Here is a 17562-nt window from a genome sequence, read left to right as displayed (position 1 = left end):
GCGGGCGACGTACGGTGATCATGCGGGTGGGCGGGATGTCGCGGGTGTACGCCCGCGCCGCACGGCCGCAGCCGTCCTCGTCGTCGCAGTCGCAGTCGCAGTCGCAGTCGCAGTCGCAGTCGCCCCACGGTCAGGAGCCGTCGCATGGTCACGCAGCCGCCGCCGTCGCTCGCCGACGTACCCCACCGGATCGGCCTCGGCCTGGCCGCTCTCGGGCGGCCCGGATACATCAATCTCGGCCGGGAGCGGGATCTGCCGCCGGGCCGGGACGTGGCGGCGATGCGACGGCGGACGCACGAGGTGCTGGACTTCGCGTACGCGCACGGCGTGCGCTACTTCGACGCGGCGCGCTCGTACGGCCGGGCCGAGGAGTTCCTGGCCGAGTGGCTGGACGCGGGCGGTGACCGGCCGGGGGTCATGGTCGGCAGCAAGTGGGGTTACACCTATACGGCGGACTGGCGGGTCGACGCGGAGACCCATGAGGTCAAGGACCACAGCGTCGGGGTCTACGACCGTCAACTCGCCGAGACGCGCGGGCTGTTCGGCGACCGGCTCGACCTCTACCAGGTGCATTCGGTGACACCGGACAGCCCGGCTCTCACCGATCCCGTCCTGCACCGGCGGCTGGTCGCGCTCGCCGATCAGGGGGTGGCCGTGGGCATCTCGACCAGCGGGCCCCGGCAGGGTGACGCGATCCGCGCCGCCCTCGATGTCGGCGTCGACGGGCGTCCGGTGTTCGGCAGCGTCCAGTCCACCTGGAATGTCCTGGAGCCGTCGGCGGGCCCCGCCTTGGCGGAGGCGCACGAGGCGGGTCGTACCGTCATCATCAAGGAAGGTCTCGCCAACGGGCGTCTCGCCGAACGCGACCCGCGGCTGGACGCGGTGCTGGCTCCGGTCGCCGAGGCGACGGGAGCCTCCTACGACGCTCTGGCGCTGGCCGCCGCGCTGCGTCAGCCGTGGGTCGACGTGGTGCTGTCGGGAGCGGCGACCGAGGACCAACTGGCCTCGAATCTGCGCGCGACCGACGTCCACCTCGACGACGCGCAACTCGGCCGTCTCGTCGCCGAGTTGGCGCAGACACCGGCCGCGTACTGGGATCACCGCTCGCGCATGCCGTGGAACTGACCCGGAACTGACGGGGTCACACATCGGCGTCCGGCAGCCGGAGTTCGAAGCGGGCGCCGCCGCTCGGCGCTGCGCCGACGGTGAGCGTGCCGCCGTGCCGGTGCGCCACGTCGCGGGCGATGGCCAGGCCGAGTCCGGCCCCGCCGTCGTCCCGGCTGCGGGCCTCGTCGAGCCGTACGAACCGCTCGAATATCCGCTCGCGCTCGGCCTCCGGTACGCCTGCGCCGTCGTCGGCGACCGCGAGCACGATCCGGCCGTCCCCGCGGCGTACGGACACGGTGACCTCGGTGCGCGCGTGCCGTTGGGCGTTGTCGAGCAGATTGCGCACGAGCCGGGCCAACTGGCCCCGTGACCCGTTGACTTCCGCTCTCAAGGCGGCGTCCTGACCGATGTCGACGGCGACCGGCGTACGGTCGGCGGCCCGCCCCTCGGCCTCCTCGCGCACCAACGCGGCCAGATCGACCGGCCGTTGCGTCGGGGTCTCCCCCGCGTCGAGGCGGGCGAGCAGCAGCAGGTCGGCCGCGAGCTGCTGGAGTCGCACGGTGTCCTTGACGGCGCCGGGGACGTCGAGCAACTGCGGGTGCGCGGAGCCCACTTCGAGCTGCGTGCGCAGGGAGGCGATCGGGCTGCGCAGTTCGTGCGAGGCGTCGGCGACGAAGCGGCGCTGCCGCTCGACGGACGCTTCGAGGGCGGTGAGCGTTTCGTTGGTGGTCCGGGCCAGCCGGGCCACCTCGTCGTGCGCCGCGGGCTCCGGCACGCGCCGGGAGAGGTCTTCCGAGGCCGTGATGGCGGCCATCTCGCGGCGGATGCCCGCGACCGGGGCCAGTGCGCGGCGGGTGACCAGCCAGGTCACGCCGCCGACGACCGTCAGCAGGACGGGCAGTCCCGCCAGCATGACCACGGTGGTGGTGCGCACGGCGCTCTCGCGCGCCGCGAGTGAGGCGCCCGCGTGGACCAGGACCGTCTGCCCCGCGAGGTCGGTGGCCTTGACCGTCGCGAAGCGGTAGGCGGCGCCGCGGCCGTCCAACGTGGCGTGTCCCGCGCCCTCTTGAACGGTGCCGCTGATCTCGCCGACGACGGGGTCGGCGGTGCCGGTGGGCGTGGCGTGGTCGTCGCTCCCCCGGCCGCTGGGGGTCGTCTCCTGCGCGTCGCCGTCGCGCCCGCCCTTGCCCCGGCCACGGCCGCCGCCTGCGCCGCCGTGGTCGTCGGCGGTCCCGCTCGGCGACACGGTCGGTGGCGGCGTCGGTGCCGAGGTCGGACTGACGGTGGGTGTCGGCTCGGGCGCAGACCCACGCGGCCTGACGTCCGGCACACCCGTGCCGCTGATCTTCTCCAGGGTCCTGCTCGCGGCGAGCAACCGCCCGTCGGTGGTGGTCACTTGGACGGGCGCGTCGTCGGGGAGGGCGAGCCCGGAGTAGAGCGCGGCGTCCGCCTTGCGGGTCGCGACGGTCACGGCGACGCGGCGTGCGGTGTCGTTGGCCTGGCTCTGGGCCTGCTCGGTGAGGTTGGCGCCGAGCGAGAGGAGGACCGCGATCCCGGCGGCCACCATCGCCACGGTCACCACGGCGGTCGCGCCCAGCACCGTCTTGGCCTGCACGGAGCCGAGCGGGCGGCGCCTCATGACGTGACCAGGCGGTAACCCGCGCCGCGTACCGTCTGGATGGTGGCCGCGCCCAGCTTGCGGCGCAGCGCGCTGATGTAGACCTCGATGATGTTGGGGTCGCCGTCGTAGGCGAAGTCCCAGACGTGCTCCAGGATCTCCGGCTTGCCGACCACCTGGCCCGCCCGGACGGCGAGTTGTTCGAGAACCGCGAACTCCTTGGCGGTGAGCGCCACTTCGTCCTCGCCGCGGAACACCCGCCGGGCGGAGGTGTCGACGGCGAGGCCGCCGACCCGCAGGACCGGCGAGGCACCGGGAGAGGCCCGGCGGCGCAGCAGTGCCTTCACCCGTGCGACGAGCACGACGTAGGAGAACGGCTTGGTCAGATAGTCGTCCGCGCCGGTGTCCAGGCCCTCGGCCTCGTCGTACTCGCCGTCCTTGGCCGTGAGCATCAGGATCGGTACGTCGTTGCCCGCGGCGCGCAGCGCGGCGCACACGCGGTAGCCGTTCATGCCGGGCAGCATGATGTCGAGGACGACGAGGTCGTAGGCGCGGTCTCCGGCCAGGTGCAGTCCCGAGAGCCCGTCGTGGACGACGTCCACGGCGAAGCCCTCGGCCGTCAGTCCCTTGGCCAGGGAGACGGCGAGTCTCTTCTCGTCCTCCACGATCAGCAAGCGCATGGGCCCACCCTCCCAAATCGAACCTGAAGCGATCTTCAGGTCGCTTCAGGCTGCCTTCAGCTTGCTCCGGCCATCGTGTTGGCACGGACACAGCAACGACACAGGCCGGGTACAGCCCGGCCGGGGAGGCTCCTCATGAAGCGCAACATCAGCGTCGCCGCCGTCGCCGCGGCGGCCCTGCTCGCCGGTGGCGGCTACACCGCCTTCGCCGCGGGTGACGACCACGGCGGCCGTCCGACGGCAGTCCCGAGCGCCACGTCCCCGCACGACGCGGGCGACGACCACGGCGGCGACCGCCGTACGCCGTCGACCGGTGCCCCGACGGGCGTCCCGCGCACCGGCGCCCCGACTCCCAGCAGCACCGGCCTCACGGCGGCCGAGGCCGTGACCGCCGCGCTCACGCTGTATCCGGGGACGGTCGTCTCCGTCGAGCGTTCCGGCGCGGATTTCTGGGAGGTCAGGGTGCTCGGAAAGGACGGCGTGCTACGCGAGTTGAGGGTGAACGCGACCTCCGACACCGTCAGCCTGGACGGTCACCGTGGCGGCGGCCGGGGCGCGGCGACTCCCCGCCCGACGCGTTCGCCCGGAGGTGACGACCAGGGCGGCGGCACCCCGAGCCCGACCCGCTCCCCCGGAACCGACGACCACGGCAGTGACGACCACGGCGGTGACCGGTCGGGCGACGGTCATGGGAGCGGGCACGGCGCGGACGCCGGCGGTCAGCACCGGGGCCGAGGCGGCGACGACTCCTGAGCCGTGGGCGCGGCGGCGAAGCCGCCCTCGGGGGTCGGTTCCGGGGCGAGGAGGACGGCGGTGTCGGGTACGGCGAGGCCGTCGGCCGCGAAGGCGCGGCGGAAGCCCGCGATCCGGACGGTGTGCGCGGGGCTGGCGACGACGGCGACCCGCCCGTGGCCGAGGCCGCGCAGGCGCCGTCCCGCGAGGTGACCGGCGCCCTCGTAGTCGCTGGTGAGGACGGGGAACAGCTCGGGGCCGCGTTCTCCCAGGCGCAGAGCACGACGGGGAAGCGCGTCCACCAGCAGCGGGAGGTGGTCGATGAGGTCGCGATCGCCCGCTATCAGCAGGGCGTCGAACGAGCGGCTGGACAGACCGGCCATGATCGCCTGTCCGCGCGCGTTCGCCACGCCCAGTGGGGCGGCGGGTCTGCGCACGGGTCGCGACCGGCGGGTCTCGGTAGGGTGCCGGGATGACCGAGAGCTGGGACCCGTCGGGCGACGGGATCGTGCGGTTTCCGTCCGGTGCGCTGGTGCGCGGGCGCGGTCTGCGCCGACCGCTTCCGGCGGGCCCGACGCCGTCCTTCGGCGTCTATCTGCTGGGCGGCGAGCCGCCGTTGACGCGGTGGGAGGCGCGGTGGGTGCGCTGGCCGGATTTCCGGCTGCCCGCCGATCGACGGCAGGCGCGGGCGGCCTTCGAGGAGGCGCTGGCCCGGGCGGCGGACGAGCGGGTGGAGGTCGCGTGCGGCGGCGGCATCGGGCGGACCGGAACGGCCCTCGCGTGCATGGCCGTTCTGGACGGGGTGCCGGCGGACGAGGCCGTCGCCTTCATCCGCCGGCACTATCACCACCGCGCCGTGGAGACGCCGTGGCAGCGCCGCTTCATCCGCCGCTTCGACCGCGCGGAGCGCTGAGCGCGCGCCTGCGGCGATCCCCAACGCGCCAGACCGGTACGGGAATCCGTCATCGCTTGTTCGCTGATCGTAACGCGGGCGAAATGCCGGTTTGATGTCCTGTCGAGTCACAGAACGGCCCGGTCCCCGGCTTCTTCGTGAGAGCCGTACCGGAGGCGCTCAGGGCTCGGGGGCTCGGCGGACCCAGCGGTTCCGACGGGTCCAGCGGGTGAGCGGGGGGAGGACGGCCCGGATGGCGATGGACAGCGGGTCGGCGGCATGGGCGGACGGACCTCAACCGCCGAGCGGCCGATGTCTGGTCAGTGTCGAACTCGGCATGGACCTCGGCGTCGAACTCGCCGTCACGCAAAGGGACATGCCCACGGCCTCGGTGGCCGACCGACCGGCGCCCGCGCTCTCGCTGGCCGTACGGACGCCGGGGCGGCAGGCCGTCTTCTCGGCCGCGCCCGGCGCGGCCCTGCCGGGTGAACACCGCGTCCTGGACGAGCACTTCGTGGTCGACGCGGACACCCACGAGGCGCCGAAGTGGCGGCAGCTCGCCGATGTGCTCTACGGGAGCAGGTCGCGCTCGGCAGGCGACGCGAGCCGCTGGCTGCTGGCCGTCACCGCGGCGCACGACACCTGCCGGATAGCGGCCGTTCCCTTGGTCAGGGACGGCGGTTGGGCGGTGCTCGACACCACGGACCGGCAGATCACCTTCGTACCGGTGACGACGTCGCTGCGGCCCTGGTTACTGCCGTCGTGCCTGCTCGGCTGGCTGACGGCGGGCGGCACACTCCAGGAACTGGCCGCCGCCCGGCTGGACTGCTTCCCCGCCGAGTCGGACGCCCCGCGCCCCGGTGAGGGCTGAGCCCGATCCGGCTCTGCCGCACCCGAGGCCGGTGACGACACGCCCGCCCGTGTTCTCGGCCGCCGCGACCGGTGGGCCCGGAAAACCGTTCGACGGCTCCGCCGAGTCCTGACACTGTGGCGGACCATGACCGACTTCGAGCTGCTGACCGCCGCGGACGTACAGCTCATGCAGGACATGGCGCAGCGCGTCACCGCCGTGCGCCCTGACCTGGTGAACACCGACGCGTCGTACGGCGAGCTGGCGTGGAACTGGGGCAAGGGGCACGCCGCCGGCGGCGCGAACTGGCCGCGGCGGCTGTGGTTCTCCGGCGGGGAGCCGGTCGCGTGGGGCTGGGCCCAGCTTCCGCACCGGCTGCGGCGCAGCGACGGTTCTGTGCGGGATGCGACCGGCGCCTATCTGGCGTATCAGGTCCACCCCGACCACGCGGGACTGGTCGACGAGGTGATCGACTGGTTCCACGCCACGACGCCGGACGTCGAGCGGACGGTGGTGCCGAGCGGCGCCGACACGTTCGGCCTGGCGCGGTGGGCGGCGCACGGCTACGAGCCCGATCCGGCCTCGCTCGGCGAGAAGGGGTCCTGGACGCAGCTCAACGAGCGGGAGCTGACCGACGTCGAGGAGCCGCTGCTGCCGGACGGATTCCGGTTCCGCACCGCCGAGGAGGCGGGACCGCAGGCCGCGGTCCGGGCCCATGTGGACGCGTGGGCGCCCTCGACGTACACGGCCGAGAGCTATGAGGGTGTCCGGCGGGCGACGGGCTACCGCGCGGATCTGCACCTTCTGGTGGAGGCGCCGGACGCGACGATGGCGTCCTCGACCATCATGTGGTTCGACGAGGCGAACGCGACCGTCGAGTTCGAGCCGGTCGGCACCCATCCGGACTACCGGCGTCTGGGGCTGGCCAGGGCGATGCTCCTGCACGGCATGCGTCGCGCGCGGGCCGCCGGGGCCACGCACGCGACCGTCGCCTGCCTGGGCGCGCCGGGCTATCCGGCGGCGCGCGCCCTGTACTACGGCGTCGGATTCCGGGAGTTCTCGCGGGACGCGCCGCTGATCAGGGTCCGCGCCTCCGGCTGAGCGGTCCGCGCCGGGAGTCACCGGACCAGCGCGGCGATCGGCGCACCGACCGCCGCGCGCAGCCTCCTCGACTCCCTGGCGGGCCGTCCGCCGGACGCACCCGTCCGGTGACTCCCGGCGGGCTCAGAACAGCGCGTCGCCCTCGGACAGGCTCACGCGCGCCCCGGTGTCGAAGACGCCCTCCGGCGTCCCCGCCGAGTACACGCGCATCTGCCCGGTGGTGGCGGCCACGAGATCGGGCAGCAGATCACCGGTCAGGTCGCCGATGCCGAGGAGCGTGGTGAAGGGCGTCCAGCCGCCGGTGCCCGCCAGGACGCGGGCGCCGAGGCGGCCGTGCCCGTCGCCCGGATAGAGCCACAGCTTGCCCGTGGACAGCTCGGTCACGACGAGGTCGGGGCGGCCGTCGCCGGTCAGGTCGCCGGGGGCGGCGAAGGCACCCATCACGTTCCAGCCGGGACCGACGAGCAGGCGGGTGCCGAAGGTGCCGTCGCCCCGGCCGGGGTACATCCACAACTGGCCGGTGGTGTCGCGGGCCAGCAGATCGCCCTTGCCGTCGCCGTCGAGGTCTCCGGCGGCGGTGACGGCGGTCATCGTGTTCCAGCCGGGACCCACCAGGAGCCGGGCGCCGAAGGTGCCGCGGCCGGTGCCCGGATACATCCACAGCCGACCGGTGGTGTCGCGGGCCAGCAGGTCCTCCGTGCCGTCGCCGTTGAGGTCGCCGTGCCGGGTCAACGCCGACATGGAGTTCCAGCCGGACCCCTCAAGACCGGCGGTGCCGTCGCCGGGCAGCCGCCACAGCTTTCCGGAGTACGTCCGCAGCAGCAGGTCCTCGCGGCCGTCGCCGTTGAGATCGCCGAACGGCTGGGCGGGGCGTTTGAAGACTCCGTACGGCGCGAACCACGGCAGGTACTCGGGGCCTCCCTGGCACTCCCGCAGGGTGTGCGCCCAGCGCAAGGAGCTGAGGTTGTGGTCGAGGGTGGCGCCCGGGCTGGTGAACCGCGACAGCTCCCAGCGGTCGTCGCCGGTGCCGGTGGTGTCGGCCTCGACGTCGTGGACGGCGTCGAGGTACTGGTAGTCGGCCAGGCTGTACATGCACAGGGCGTGGTAGCCGGTGCGGTTGTAGACCGAGGACGCCTTGTCGTCCCACGCGCCGAGGGTCGGCTGCGCGGCGGTATAGGACGTCATGGTCCCCTGGCCGCCGGGCTGGTCGAACAGGCACAGGGCGCCCTGCGGGCACCGGTCGTAGCCGGTCGCGGCTTGCGCGGGGGCGACTCCCCCGGCCACAAGTCCGAGCGGGACGGCGGTGGTCAATAAGGTGGCGCGCAGTGAGGCGCGCAGTGAGATACGCATGACGGTCCCCCCAAGGAACATCCGGCCCGCCGGGCGGGTGCGGGCCGGGCACACCTTAGTCGTGCCCGGCCCGGCGTGTACGGCACTCGGCGGTACCGTTCCCCGCCCGGGAGGGGTGGACGGGGAACGGCGCTCATGGTCCGGCGGGTCCTGTCCGCCCTAGGTGACGGTCAGGCCGAAGACGTGCAGCCGGGTGCCCGCCTGATCGCCGGTGACCGTGGTCGGCAGGGTGACGTACGCCAGCGTCCTGCCCGCGGCCAGCGGGATCCTGGTGGCGTACAGGCTGACGGCGGTGTCGGCCGGATAGCCGCTGTTCGGCGGACGGTTCCAGCGGGGTGCGGTGGCGACGGGTTCGTCCTCGGGGAGCGGGGTGCTCGGGGTCCAGTTGGTGAGGGCGAGGGTGAACGGGGCGGTGCTGCCGTCGGTGTACGTGAGGGTGCCGGTGCCCGATCCGCTGCCGTTGTTCGCGGCGCCGAGGAACCACAGGGCAGATCCGCTCGTGTCCACCGCGATGTGCTGTCCGGCCGCGACCACGTTGTCCGCGCCGCCCGGTGCCGGGTCCGGCCAGGTGAAGGTGGCCGGGCCGTGTGCGACGGGCTGGCCCGGCTTGACGCCGACGTCGGCGAGGGCCTGGGCGGAGTAGCTGAATCCCGCGCCGTCGAAGTCGGCCGCGCCGGGGGCGGTCTCGTCGCCGACCCCGGTGTTGTCGAAGGCCGCGGCGAGTGATCCGTACAGCAGGGGCAGTGCGAGCGATCCGCCGTCGAGCGGGTGGTCGTGGCGGGCCACGGTGGCGGTACCGGTGAGGTCGAGCGCCGCGGAGGTGGCGTTCGCGCCGACGGTGACGGTCAGCTTGGTGGTGGCGGTGGCGCGGGGGCGCAGGGTCACCGCGGCCCGGGACGGTGTGACGGTGACGCCGGTCGGCGCCTTGATGTCGGCGGTGACGGTGACGGTCTGGTCGGTCGCGTTGCGCAGGGTGAGGGTCGCGGGGAACGCGGTGCCGGTGCGTGCCAGCTTGGTGGCGGAGGTCAGTCGCGCGGCCACCAGCGGCGCGGTGGTGACCTGTTGACCGCCGGAGACGCTGAATCCGCCGCTCGCCGTCGCCGTCGCGGTGAGCCGCCACAGGCGGTTCTGCGCGTCGGCGGGCGGGGTCACCAGCCATGAGGTGCGCGGGCGGGTGCGGGGGTCGACACGGTTGAAAGTGGCGGGCGTCAGGGCCCGTACGGTCCATCCGGCGGGTACGCCGAGGCCGAGCCGGACGTGCTGGAGCGTGCGCGTGCCGCCCGCGGTGAGGGTGGTGGTGACCACGTTGCCGTGGACGGGGTCGAGCGCGGCGGGAGCCTGCGCGGTGACGGTACGGGCGCCGGTGGTCGTGGTGAGGGTGTGGGCGCCGGTCAGCGGCAGATCGCGGGAGGAGTTACCGACGTAGATCCGGTACGTGCCCGGAATCGTCGTCCAGGCGTGGGCCTTGGAGTCCCAGGTGCGCAGGTCGTCGGGCGCGAGGGTGAAGGTGACGCGCCGCGACTGTCCGGCCCGGAGGGTGACGCGCTGGAATCCCTTGAGCTGCTTGGGGGGTTCGCCCGCGCCCGCCGGGTCGCCGATGTAGAGCTGGGCGACCTCGGAGGCGGTACGGGTGCCGGTGTTCTTCACCGTCGCGGAGACCTTCACCGGCCCGGTCGTGCCGGTGACGCCCGGTGAGACGGTGAGCCCGCTGAAGGAGAAGGACGAGTAGGTCAGGCCGTAGCCGAACGGGAAGAGCGGGGTGAGGTGGTGGGCGTCGTACCAGCGGTAGCCGACCTCGAGTCCCTCGCTGTAGTGGTAGTCGGTGGTGTTGGTGGCCACATCGACGGTGCCCGGGTAGCGGGACGGGTCGGCGGTCGGCAGTTGCGCCATGCTCGCGGGCCAGGTCTGGGGCAGCTTGCCCGAGGGATTGACGTCGCCGAACAGGACGGAGGCCAGTGCGGCGCCGTTCTGCTGGCCGCCGTACCAGGACTCGAGGACGCCGTCGACCTTGTCGAGCCACGGCATGAGCACGGGCGCGCCGGTGTTGAGGACGACGATCGTGTGCGGGTTGGCCGCGGCGACGGCGGCGACGAGGTCGTCCTGCGCGCCGGGCAGGGTGAGATTCTGCCGGTCGCCGTCCTCGCTCTCGTCGTCGTTGACGACGACCACGGCGACGCTGTCCTGTCGTGCGGCGGCCGCCGCGGCGGCGATGGCCGCGGTGTCGGGCACCTGCCAGCCCAGAGTGACCGAGCCGTTGCCCGGCGGGCTGGTCGGCGTCCCGGCGACCGGTCCTGTGGGGCCGTTGACCGGCTGGTAGTTCTCGACCGTGATCGGGGTCCGCACGCCGCCCCTGAGGCGGATGGCGGACACGCCAGGGCCGTACTGCGCCCAGTCCTGGAAGACCGGCTGCCCGTCGAGGGTCATCCGGATGCCGCCGGTGTTGGCCATCGAGAAGGTGTACGTGCCGGTGACGGGTGCCGTCAGGTAGCCCTTCCACCGCACGGAGAATCCGGCCGGGTTGACACCGGGGCCGGGCGCGGCCGTGTAGTGGTCGTCGACGGTCGGCTCGACGCGGGTGAGCGCGGGGGTGCCGGACAGGTCGAGGTTGTTGAAGTACTGCGTGGTCAGGCCGGGTTGGCCGTCGGCGGTGGTGAAGGTCGCGGCCGGTACGGTCGCCAGCTTGTCGGTCACGCCGGGGACGTCGACTCCGGTTCTGCCGATGGCGACCTGGGCGCCGGTGCCGTCCGCGCCGAAGGCGGTCAGTTCGGCGATCGACCACCAACTGTCGGCGGTGCCGGTCTGTTCGATCCTGATGTAGCGGGCCTGCCGGGCGGCGAAGGTCGCGGTGACGACCTGTCCGGTGCCGGCGCCCTCGGCGACCGGGTCGCCCCATGTGGCGCCGTCAGCGGAGAGCAGGACGCGGTAACCGCGGGCGTAGTCGGTGCTGTTGCCCGCGTCCAGGGTGACCCGGTCGATGCTGTGCGAGGCGCCCATGTCGACGCTGACCCACTGGCCGTCGGCCATCGGGGTGCCGCTGGACCAGCGGGTGCCCGCGTTGCCGTCGACCATGTTGTGCGGCTGGTCGGAGGGGCCGGCGGAGGAGGACGCCAGGGCGGCCCAGGAGCCGAGGTAGTCGACGCGGCCCTTCGTCCCGAGCCGTTGGGCGATGCCGTCGGCGACGGTGACGACGGACGAGGCGTCCACGGGTACGTGCGAGCTGCCGCCGCCTCCGGTGATCGGCGCGTCCTTGGCGGCGGCGCCGATCACGGCGACCGTGGGCGTCCTGGCGGGGTCGAGCGGGAGCAGCCGGCCCGCGTTCTTCATCAGGACGGTGCCCTGCGCCGCGATGTCGCGCGCGGTGGCGACGTGCGCGGGGGTGGTCGCGGTCGCGGAGGGCGAGCCCGGTGCGGTGTCGAAGAGGCCGTAGGCGAATTCCTCGGTGAGCAGCCGGGCGACCTTGTCGTTGAGCACGGCCATGCCGACCTGCCCGGAGCGGACGGCGTCGGCGAGCGGCTGGCCGAAGTTGCCGGGGGCGGGCATGGTGAGGTCGAGACCGGCGTTGGCGGCCCGGACGGTGCTGCGGGCGCCGTCCCAGTCGGTGACGACGAATCCGTCGAAGCCCCAGTCCTGCTTGGCGGTCCGGTTCAGCAGATACGCGTCCTCGTTGGAGTGGACGCCGTTGACCAGGCTGGTGGCGGCCATGATGGAGGCGGCGTCGCCCTGCTGGACGGCCTGCTTGAACGCCGGGTAGTAGATCTCGTTGAGGGTGCGTTCGTCGACGATGGCGTTGCCGTTGTTGCGGTTCTGCTCGGTGTCGTTGGCCGCGAGGTGCTTGAGGTCGGCCATCACGCCCTGGGACTGGACGCCTTGGACGTACTTGGTGGCCATCGCGCCGGACAGGTAGGGGTCTTCACCGGCCATCTCGAAGACGCGTCCGCCGCGCGGGTCGCGCTCCAGGTTCACATCGGGTCCGAGGTTGACGCTGACGCCCTTGGTCTTCGCCTCGGCGCCGACGACCTGTCCGTACGCGGTCTCCACGGCCGGGTCCCAGGTGGCGGCGGCGGCGACCGGAGCGGGCATGGCTGTCGTGCCGCCCATCACCACGCCCGCTCCCCCGTCGTTGAGGTTCAGCGCGGGTACGCAGAGCCGGGACAGGGGGGCCACCACGCCCGCGTAGCCGGGGAGTTGGCTGCCGTGGGTCATCGACAGCTTCTCGTCGGTGGTCATCCGCGCGAGCACCTGCGCGGCCCGCTGTTCCGGGGCGGCCTTGGAGTGCAGCCAGGGGCAGGCGGCCGTGCCACTGTCGGCCGCGGCCTGTCCGGTGACGGCGGGCAGCAGTCCGGTGGCCGAGGTGAGCAGCAGGGCGGCGGTCAACGCCCTTACGAGCCTGGCCGGTCGGGCCCGTGCGGGCCGTCCGCCGTCGGGCTGCGCTGCGGGGTGTGCGGTCATCGGTGTCCCCTCTGGAGTACGTCGCGCGGTGCGCGGCCGTGGTGCGGCGCCACCTGCCCGGTCAATCGATTCATTCCGTCGTCGCGCCGAACGGGCCCGCCTCACAGGGGCGGTGCGGGGCCGGTCGCCGGGCGCGGGCCACGGGGGACGCGCCGTATCCGAAGCGGGGCAGACCATATAACGATTCAACAGGAGCCGTGGAGAACCTAAGTCCATCTCAGCGGCCGGTCAATAGGCATGCGCCCGGAATTACCCGAAATCCCAAGACCAGGATATTGAAACGTCTTTCAATGTCGACAACGATGTCCGATCCGATGGATCGGGCGCACACCCCCGGATGGCGGCTGCACGCAACCGGGCCGCGTCAGAAGTATTGACGCCCCGCCGGGCGTTCTCATACGTTTCTCACGCCCCAATGGAGTGAATCGTTTCACTCACCGCAAGGAGTCCGATGTCCGGTTTTGCGCGGGAAAAACTGTCGTACGGGATCGCCGTCGCGGTCCTGGTGACGTCGCTGTCCCTGGGCGGCGCGCCCTTCGGTCACCCCCCGGCCGCGCAGGCCGCGTCCGGCGGAATCTCCGTGGGTGAGCTGACCGCTGACGCCACGACGGATCCGCTGGGCATCGACGATCCGCGTCCCGCGCTCGGCTGGAAACTGCGCGCCGCGGCCAACGGCCAGCGGCAGAGCGCCTATCGGGTGCTGGTGGCGAGCGACCCGGCCCGGCTGAACTCCCCGAAGGCGGACGTCTGGGACAGCGGCCGGGTGGCGACGGACGACTCGACCGGCGTGCCCTACGGCGGTCCCGCGCTGGAGTCCTCGCGCACCTACTACTGGAAGGTGCAGGTCTGGGACGCCTACGGCCGGGCGTCGGCCTGGAGTCCGGTCGGGCGCTGGGAGATGGGCCTGCTGAACTCGGCGGACTGGAAGGGCGCGCGGTGGATCACCCCGGACACCGGCGGCGCCGACTCCTGGTCGGACTTCACCCTGGACACGGACTTCACCATCAAGGCGGGCGCGGCGAGCGTCCTGTTCCGCGTCAAGGACAGCCGCGACTACTACATGTGGCAGATCAACGCGGCCTCGACGCCCGGCAAGGTGCTGCTGCGCCCGCACGTCCAGAAGGACGGCTCCTTCGCCACCCTCGGTGAGGTCGACCTCAGCCCGGTGGTCACCACGGCGAACGCCGGAGCGCCCCACCACCTGACCGTCCGGGCGGACGGCGCCACGATCACCACCTCGGTCGACGGCACGCGGGTGGACACCCGGACCGACACCACCTTCACCGCCGGCACCCTGGGCTTCCGCACCTCGACCACCGGCCATGTCGCCGAGGACGCCCTGTACGACAACCTCGTGGTGCGCGGCCTGGACGGGGCCAGGCTGTTCTCCGACGACTTCTCCGCCTCGCCCGACCCGTCCTTCCCCGACTCGGCGGTCACCGACGGGCAGCTCGAACCCAAGGGCGACCCGACACTGCTCGACCCGAACCCCGCGGCGCCCCTGCTCCGCAAGGGCTTCACCCTCGACGGCCGGAAGAAGGTCACCAGGGCGCGGGCGTACGTCTACGGGCTCGGCTTCTACGAGATGCACCTGAACGGCGCGAAGGTCGGCGACCGGGTGCTCGCACCGGCGAGCACGCCGTACGACCAGCGCGATCTGTACGCCACGTACGACATCACCGGCTCCCTCAAGCAGGGCGCCAACACGGTGGGCCTCTGGCTGGGCAACGGATACGGGCCACGGTTCAGCCCGTACGGCTTCCGCTGGACCGGGCCCAAGCAGGCCGTCGTGCTGCTCGATGTCCGCTACTCCGACGGCACCCGGCAGAGCGTCGTGAGCGACGACTCCTGGAAGTGGTCGACCGGCGCCGTCACCGCCAATGACCTCTACGCGGGTGAGAGCTACAACGCCCTTCTGGACAAGCCGGGTTGGGACCGCGCCGGGTTCGACGACTCCGGCTGGCAGCCGGTGCGGACGGTGGCGGCGCCCTCCGACAAGCTCGTCGCGGACACCATGCCGCCGGTCAGGGTGACGGACACGCTCCGCGCGGTGAAGCTGACGCAGCCTCAGCCCGGCGTCTACGTCTACGACTTCGGGCAGAACATCGCGGGCTGGGAGCGGCTGCGGGTGACGGGTCCCGCCGGGACGACCGTGAGGATGCGGACGGCGGAGGAGGTCGGCGCGGACGGGACGCTGGACACGGCCACCAACAGGGCGGCGGCGTCCACCGATTCCTACACCCTGGCGGGTGCCCGTACGGCGGAGACGTACGAGCCGCGCTTCACCTACCACGGCTTCCGCTATGTCGAGGTCACCGGCTTCCCCGGCGAACCGGCCCTGAGCAGCCTGGACGCGCGCGTGGTGCACGCCGACGTGGCCTCCACGGGCACCTTCTCCTCCTCCGACGCGCTGCTGAACCAGATCTGGCGGAACAACCGGTGGAGCGTCCTCAACAACTCGATGAGCGTCCCGACCGACAATCCGGTCCGCGACGAGCGGACTCCTCCCGGCATGGACGTGCAGGCGTATCACGACGCGTCCACCCGTGAGTTCGGCATGGACCGCTACTACGCCAAGTACCTCCAGGACATGCCGCCCGGCACGGCCCTGCCGAACGACGCGGGCAACGCGCAGCAGCCCGACATGGGCGGCGACCAGATCACGCTGGCGTGGACGCTGTACGAGCAGTACGGCGACCGGGCGACGCTGGCGGCCACGTATCCGGCGATGAAGGCGTTCGTCGACAAGAACGCCGCCGATGTGCCGGGGCACATCTGGCCGAGCGACCGGGGCTTCGGCGACTGGTGTCCGCCGGACCGCGGCGCCAACGCCAACGGCGGTCGCGGCGGGCCGAACGCGGGCGCCTGCACCAGCGAGGTGTCGGTGGTGAACACCGCGCTGTCCTACCTCCAGGCGGTGGATGTCGCCAAGTCGGCGACGGCGCTGGGCCACAGCGCGGACGCCGCCCGCTACGGGACGCTGGCGCGGGACATCAAGGACGCGTTCAACGCCGCGTTCCTCAACGCGGCGGGCGACACCTACGGGGACGGGCGGCAGACCACGAGCGTGCTGCCGCTGGCCTTCGGCATGGTGCCCGCGGCGCATGTGGCGGCCGTCGGACGGCAACTGGTCGCCACCATCACCGAGAAGGACGGCGGACACCTCGACACCGGCATCTTCGGCACCCGCTACCTGATGGACGCGCTCGCCGCGATCGACCGGATCGATGTGGCGATGACGGTGCTGGACCAGCGCACCTACCCCGGCTTCGGGTACGAGATCGGCCAGGGCGCGACGAGTTCGTGGGAGCAGTGGACGTACTACTCCAACATGGAGACCCACGACCACGCGATGTTCGCCGGTGTCAACGCCTCGCTCTACACGCGGTTGGCGGGCATCGAGCCGACCGGGCCGGCCTACCGTACGGTGACGGTCGCGCCGCGTATCCCTGCGGGGATGCGGCACGCCGCGGCCTCGATCGCCACCCCGCGCGGCACGGTCGCCAGTTCCTGGACCGTCACGAACGGCCGGACCACGCTCGACGTCACGGTGCCGGTCGGCTCGACCGCGACCGTCCATCTGCCGCTGCCCGACGCACGGCATCCGCGGGTCGAGGCCACGCACGGCGCTCGGCTGCTGCACAGCGACGGCGAGGAGGCGGTCTACGCGATCGGTTCCGGCCACTGGCGGTTCACCGCGGCGGGCCGGTGAACCGATCGCGGACCGGAGCGTGACAGTCACGCCAATTCCCGCACGGCACGGGGACTTTGGGACCATTGCGCGGCCGTCCCGAATTCGGCATGCTGAGCGCCGGATCACATGTGATCCACAGCGTTCCACGTCATGTGACGTATTTCGCAGCCGAATTCGGGGAGACCGCAGATGACCGCGTATGTCCTGCTGGAAATCCAAGTGACCGACATGGCCGCCATGGCGGACTACCGGGAGATCGCCCAGAAGGCGGTGGCCGAATTCGGCGGCGAGTACCTGATGATCAACGCCAGGCCCGAGGCGGTCGAGGGCACGTGGGACGGTGCCAAGGGCCTGACGCTGCTGTCGTTCAGCAGCGTGGAGCAGGCGCGGGCCTGGTACACCTCGGACACCTACGCGCCCGGCATCGAGATCGCCAAGAAGGCGACCGTGCGGCGCCTCGCCATTCTTCCCGGCTTCGGCGAATCGGTCTGACCGGTTCGGCGCTGTATACGGTCGGCGCGGATCAGGGCAGTTCGAGCATCGGCTCGCCGCAGGACTGGCATTCGGCGTACACATCGAGGTCGTTGAGGATTTCGGCGTATTCGCCGTGTCCCTTGAGCGCGGCCGTGGCCGCGAGCAGATAACCCGTGGTGACCTGGTCGTGCTCGCCCGCCACCAGCGTCTCCCCGAGCAGGGCCAGCGCCTCGGGGAGCGCCTGCCGGTACGCCTGCGCGAGGTCGTCGGGCAGGCCGTCCCAGACCTGTCCGTACTCGCCCGAGCACATGGCGACGAGCCCGATCACGTACAGGTAGTCGTCCCTCTCGGCCGCCGGAAGGCCGCGCGCGATGGCGACGATGTGCGGCACGGCGGCGTACGCGGCGGGCCAGGCGGTGCCCTCGGAGCAGAGGTACGGCCACAGGTCGTCGAAGCGTTCGCGGTCGGCGGGGTGGTCGAGCAGGTGGCGCAGTTCGTCGGGCACGCAGGGGGCGTCGGAACCGCCCTTGCCGTTCGACCGGTCGCGGTGGTCGAGCGTGGTCCAGCGGGGGTCGTCCAGAGGCAGCATGGCCAGGAGTGTAGAGGTCCGCACAG

13 protein-coding genes are annotated in these 17562 nt (G+C 72.4%); 7 read left to right on the top strand and 6 right to left on the bottom strand.

What is annotated here, in order from left to right; all coding sequences use genetic code 11:
• The first annotated feature begins 144 nt into the window (after positions 1–144).
• Positions 145–1125, top strand: a complete 981-nt coding sequence (locus ACIP4Z_RS33210) for an aldo/keto reductase (RefSeq protein WP_401314126.1) — start codon at positions 145–147, stop codon at positions 1123–1125.
• 16 nt (positions 1126–1141) lie between these two features.
• Here the strand turns inward: ACIP4Z_RS33210 and ACIP4Z_RS33205 are convergent, their stop codons facing one another.
• Both ACIP4Z_RS33205 and ACIP4Z_RS33200 read right to left on the bottom strand, forming a co-directional pair.
• Positions 1142–2746, bottom strand: coding sequence for a sensor histidine kinase (locus tag ACIP4Z_RS33205; RefSeq protein ID WP_401314124.1), 1605 nt, complete (start codon positions 2744–2746; stop codon positions 1142–1144).
• Positions 2743–3405, bottom strand: coding sequence for a response regulator transcription factor (locus tag ACIP4Z_RS33200; protein ID WP_355343575.1), 663 nt, complete (start codon positions 3403–3405; stop codon positions 2743–2745). The genes ACIP4Z_RS33205 and ACIP4Z_RS33200 overlap by 4 nt, the downstream gene beginning before the upstream one ends.
• A gap of 135 nt (positions 3406–3540) precedes the next feature.
• Here ACIP4Z_RS33200 and ACIP4Z_RS33195 point away from each other — a divergent pair, with 135 nt between their 5' ends.
• Positions 3541–4158, top strand: a complete 618-nt coding sequence (locus ACIP4Z_RS33195; RefSeq protein WP_401314122.1) for a PepSY domain-containing protein — start codon at positions 3541–3543, stop codon at positions 4156–4158.
• On the opposite strand, the gene ACIP4Z_RS33190 is transcribed toward ACIP4Z_RS33195, so the two are convergent.
• Positions 4125–4574 carry a hypothetical protein gene (locus ACIP4Z_RS33190; protein WP_401314120.1) on the bottom strand — a complete coding sequence of 150 codons (450 nt, stop codon included), beginning with the start codon at positions 4572–4574 and terminating at the stop codon, positions 4125–4127. The genes ACIP4Z_RS33195 and ACIP4Z_RS33190 overlap by 34 nt on opposite strands.
• Before the next feature lie 35 nt (positions 4575–4609).
• Between ACIP4Z_RS33190 and ACIP4Z_RS33185 the strand changes: the two genes are divergently transcribed.
• The 3 genes from ACIP4Z_RS33185 to ACIP4Z_RS33175 all read left to right on the top strand — a co-directional run bounded on the left by ACIP4Z_RS33185 (position 4610) and on the right by ACIP4Z_RS33175 (position 6980).
• Positions 4610–5050 (top strand): protein-tyrosine phosphatase family protein, encoded by a 441-nt coding sequence (locus ACIP4Z_RS33185; protein ID WP_355343584.1) that lies wholly within the window; start codon positions 4610–4612, stop codon positions 5048–5050.
• 232 nt (positions 5051–5282) lie between these two features.
• Positions 5283–5900, top strand: coding sequence for a hypothetical protein (locus tag ACIP4Z_RS33180; RefSeq protein ID WP_401314118.1), 618 nt, complete (start codon positions 5283–5285; stop codon positions 5898–5900).
• A gap of 126 nt (positions 5901–6026) precedes the next feature.
• Positions 6027–6980 (top strand): GNAT family N-acetyltransferase, encoded by a 954-nt coding sequence (locus tag ACIP4Z_RS33175; protein WP_391051837.1) that lies wholly within the window; start codon positions 6027–6029, stop codon positions 6978–6980.
• Positions 6981–7103: 123 nt separating this feature from the next.
• On the opposite strand, the gene ACIP4Z_RS33170 is transcribed toward ACIP4Z_RS33175, so the two are convergent.
• Positions 7104–8330, bottom strand: coding sequence for an FG-GAP-like repeat-containing protein (locus tag ACIP4Z_RS33170; protein ID WP_401314115.1), 1227 nt, complete (start codon positions 8328–8330; stop codon positions 7104–7106).
• Between the two features lie 159 nt (positions 8331–8489).
• Complete coding sequence (locus ACIP4Z_RS33165; RefSeq protein ID WP_401314113.1) at positions 8490–12779, bottom strand: glycoside hydrolase family 3 C-terminal domain-containing protein; 4290 nt, start codon at positions 12777–12779, stop codon at positions 8490–8492.
• 451 nt (positions 12780–13230) lie between these two features.
• On the opposite strand from ACIP4Z_RS33165, the gene ACIP4Z_RS33160 reads away from it, so the two are divergent.
• Both ACIP4Z_RS33160 and ACIP4Z_RS33155 read left to right on the top strand, forming a co-directional pair.
• Positions 13231–16491: a family 78 glycoside hydrolase catalytic domain gene (locus ACIP4Z_RS33160; protein WP_401314111.1), complete on the top strand. Its 3261-nt coding sequence runs from the start codon at positions 13231–13233 to the stop codon at positions 16489–16491.
• A gap of 171 nt (positions 16492–16662) precedes the next feature.
• On the top strand, positions 16663–16965 hold the full coding sequence (locus ACIP4Z_RS33155) for a DUF1330 domain-containing protein (RefSeq protein ID WP_401314110.1): 303 nt from the start codon (positions 16663–16665) through the stop codon (positions 16963–16965).
• A gap of 31 nt (positions 16966–16996) precedes the next feature.
• Here ACIP4Z_RS33155 and ACIP4Z_RS33150 read toward each other — a convergent pair whose 3' ends face one another.
• Positions 16997–17536: a hypothetical protein gene (locus ACIP4Z_RS33150; RefSeq protein WP_391051849.1), complete on the bottom strand. Its 540-nt coding sequence runs from the start codon at positions 17534–17536 to the stop codon at positions 16997–16999.
• Positions 17537–17562 lie beyond the last annotated feature (26 nt).

This window comes from Streptomyces sp. NPDC088910, assembly GCF_044749865.1.
In the GTDB taxonomy this organism is placed as follows: Bacteria; Actinomycetota; Actinomycetes; order Streptomycetales; family Streptomycetaceae; genus Actinacidiphila.
Note: the sequence above shows the minus strand (reverse complement) of the source record. Positions and strands in the feature narration are given on the sequence as shown.

Bases quoted from the DNA above. Each gene is read 5' to 3' on its own strand.
- ACIP4Z_RS33210 (WP_401314126.1), top strand. From the start codon at position 145: ATGGTCACGCAGCCGCCGCCGTCGCTCGCCGACGTACCCCACCGGATC.
- ACIP4Z_RS33205 (WP_401314124.1), bottom strand. From the start codon at position 2,746: ATGAGGCGCCGCCCGCTCGGCTCCGTGCAGGCCAAGACGGTGCTGGGC.
- ACIP4Z_RS33200 (WP_355343575.1), bottom strand. From the start codon at position 3,405: ATGCGCTTGCTGATCGTGGAGGACGAGAAGAGACTCGCCGTCTCCCTG.
- ACIP4Z_RS33195 (WP_401314122.1), top strand. From the start codon at position 3,541: ATGAAGCGCAACATCAGCGTCGCCGCCGTCGCCGCGGCGGCCCTGCTC.
- ACIP4Z_RS33185 (WP_355343584.1), top strand. From the start codon at position 4,610: ATGACCGAGAGCTGGGACCCGTCGGGCGACGGGATCGTGCGGTTTCCG.
- ACIP4Z_RS33180 (WP_401314118.1), top strand. From the start codon at position 5,283: ATGGCGATGGACAGCGGGTCGGCGGCATGGGCGGACGGACCTCAACCG.
- ACIP4Z_RS33175 (WP_391051837.1), top strand. From the start codon at position 6,027: ATGACCGACTTCGAGCTGCTGACCGCCGCGGACGTACAGCTCATGCAG.
- ACIP4Z_RS33170 (WP_401314115.1), bottom strand. From the start codon at position 8,330: ATGCGTATCTCACTGCGCGCCTCACTGCGCGCCACCTTATTGACCACC.
- ACIP4Z_RS33165 (WP_401314113.1), bottom strand. From the start codon at position 12,779: ATGACCGCACACCCCGCAGCGCAGCCCGACGGCGGACGGCCCGCACGG.
- ACIP4Z_RS33160 (WP_401314111.1), top strand. From the start codon at position 13,231: ATGTCCGGTTTTGCGCGGGAAAAACTGTCGTACGGGATCGCCGTCGCG.
- ACIP4Z_RS33155 (WP_401314110.1), top strand. From the start codon at position 16,663: ATGACCGCGTATGTCCTGCTGGAAATCCAAGTGACCGACATGGCCGCC.
- ACIP4Z_RS33150 (WP_391051849.1), bottom strand. From the start codon at position 17,536: ATGCTGCCTCTGGACGACCCCCGCTGGACCACGCTCGACCACCGCGAC.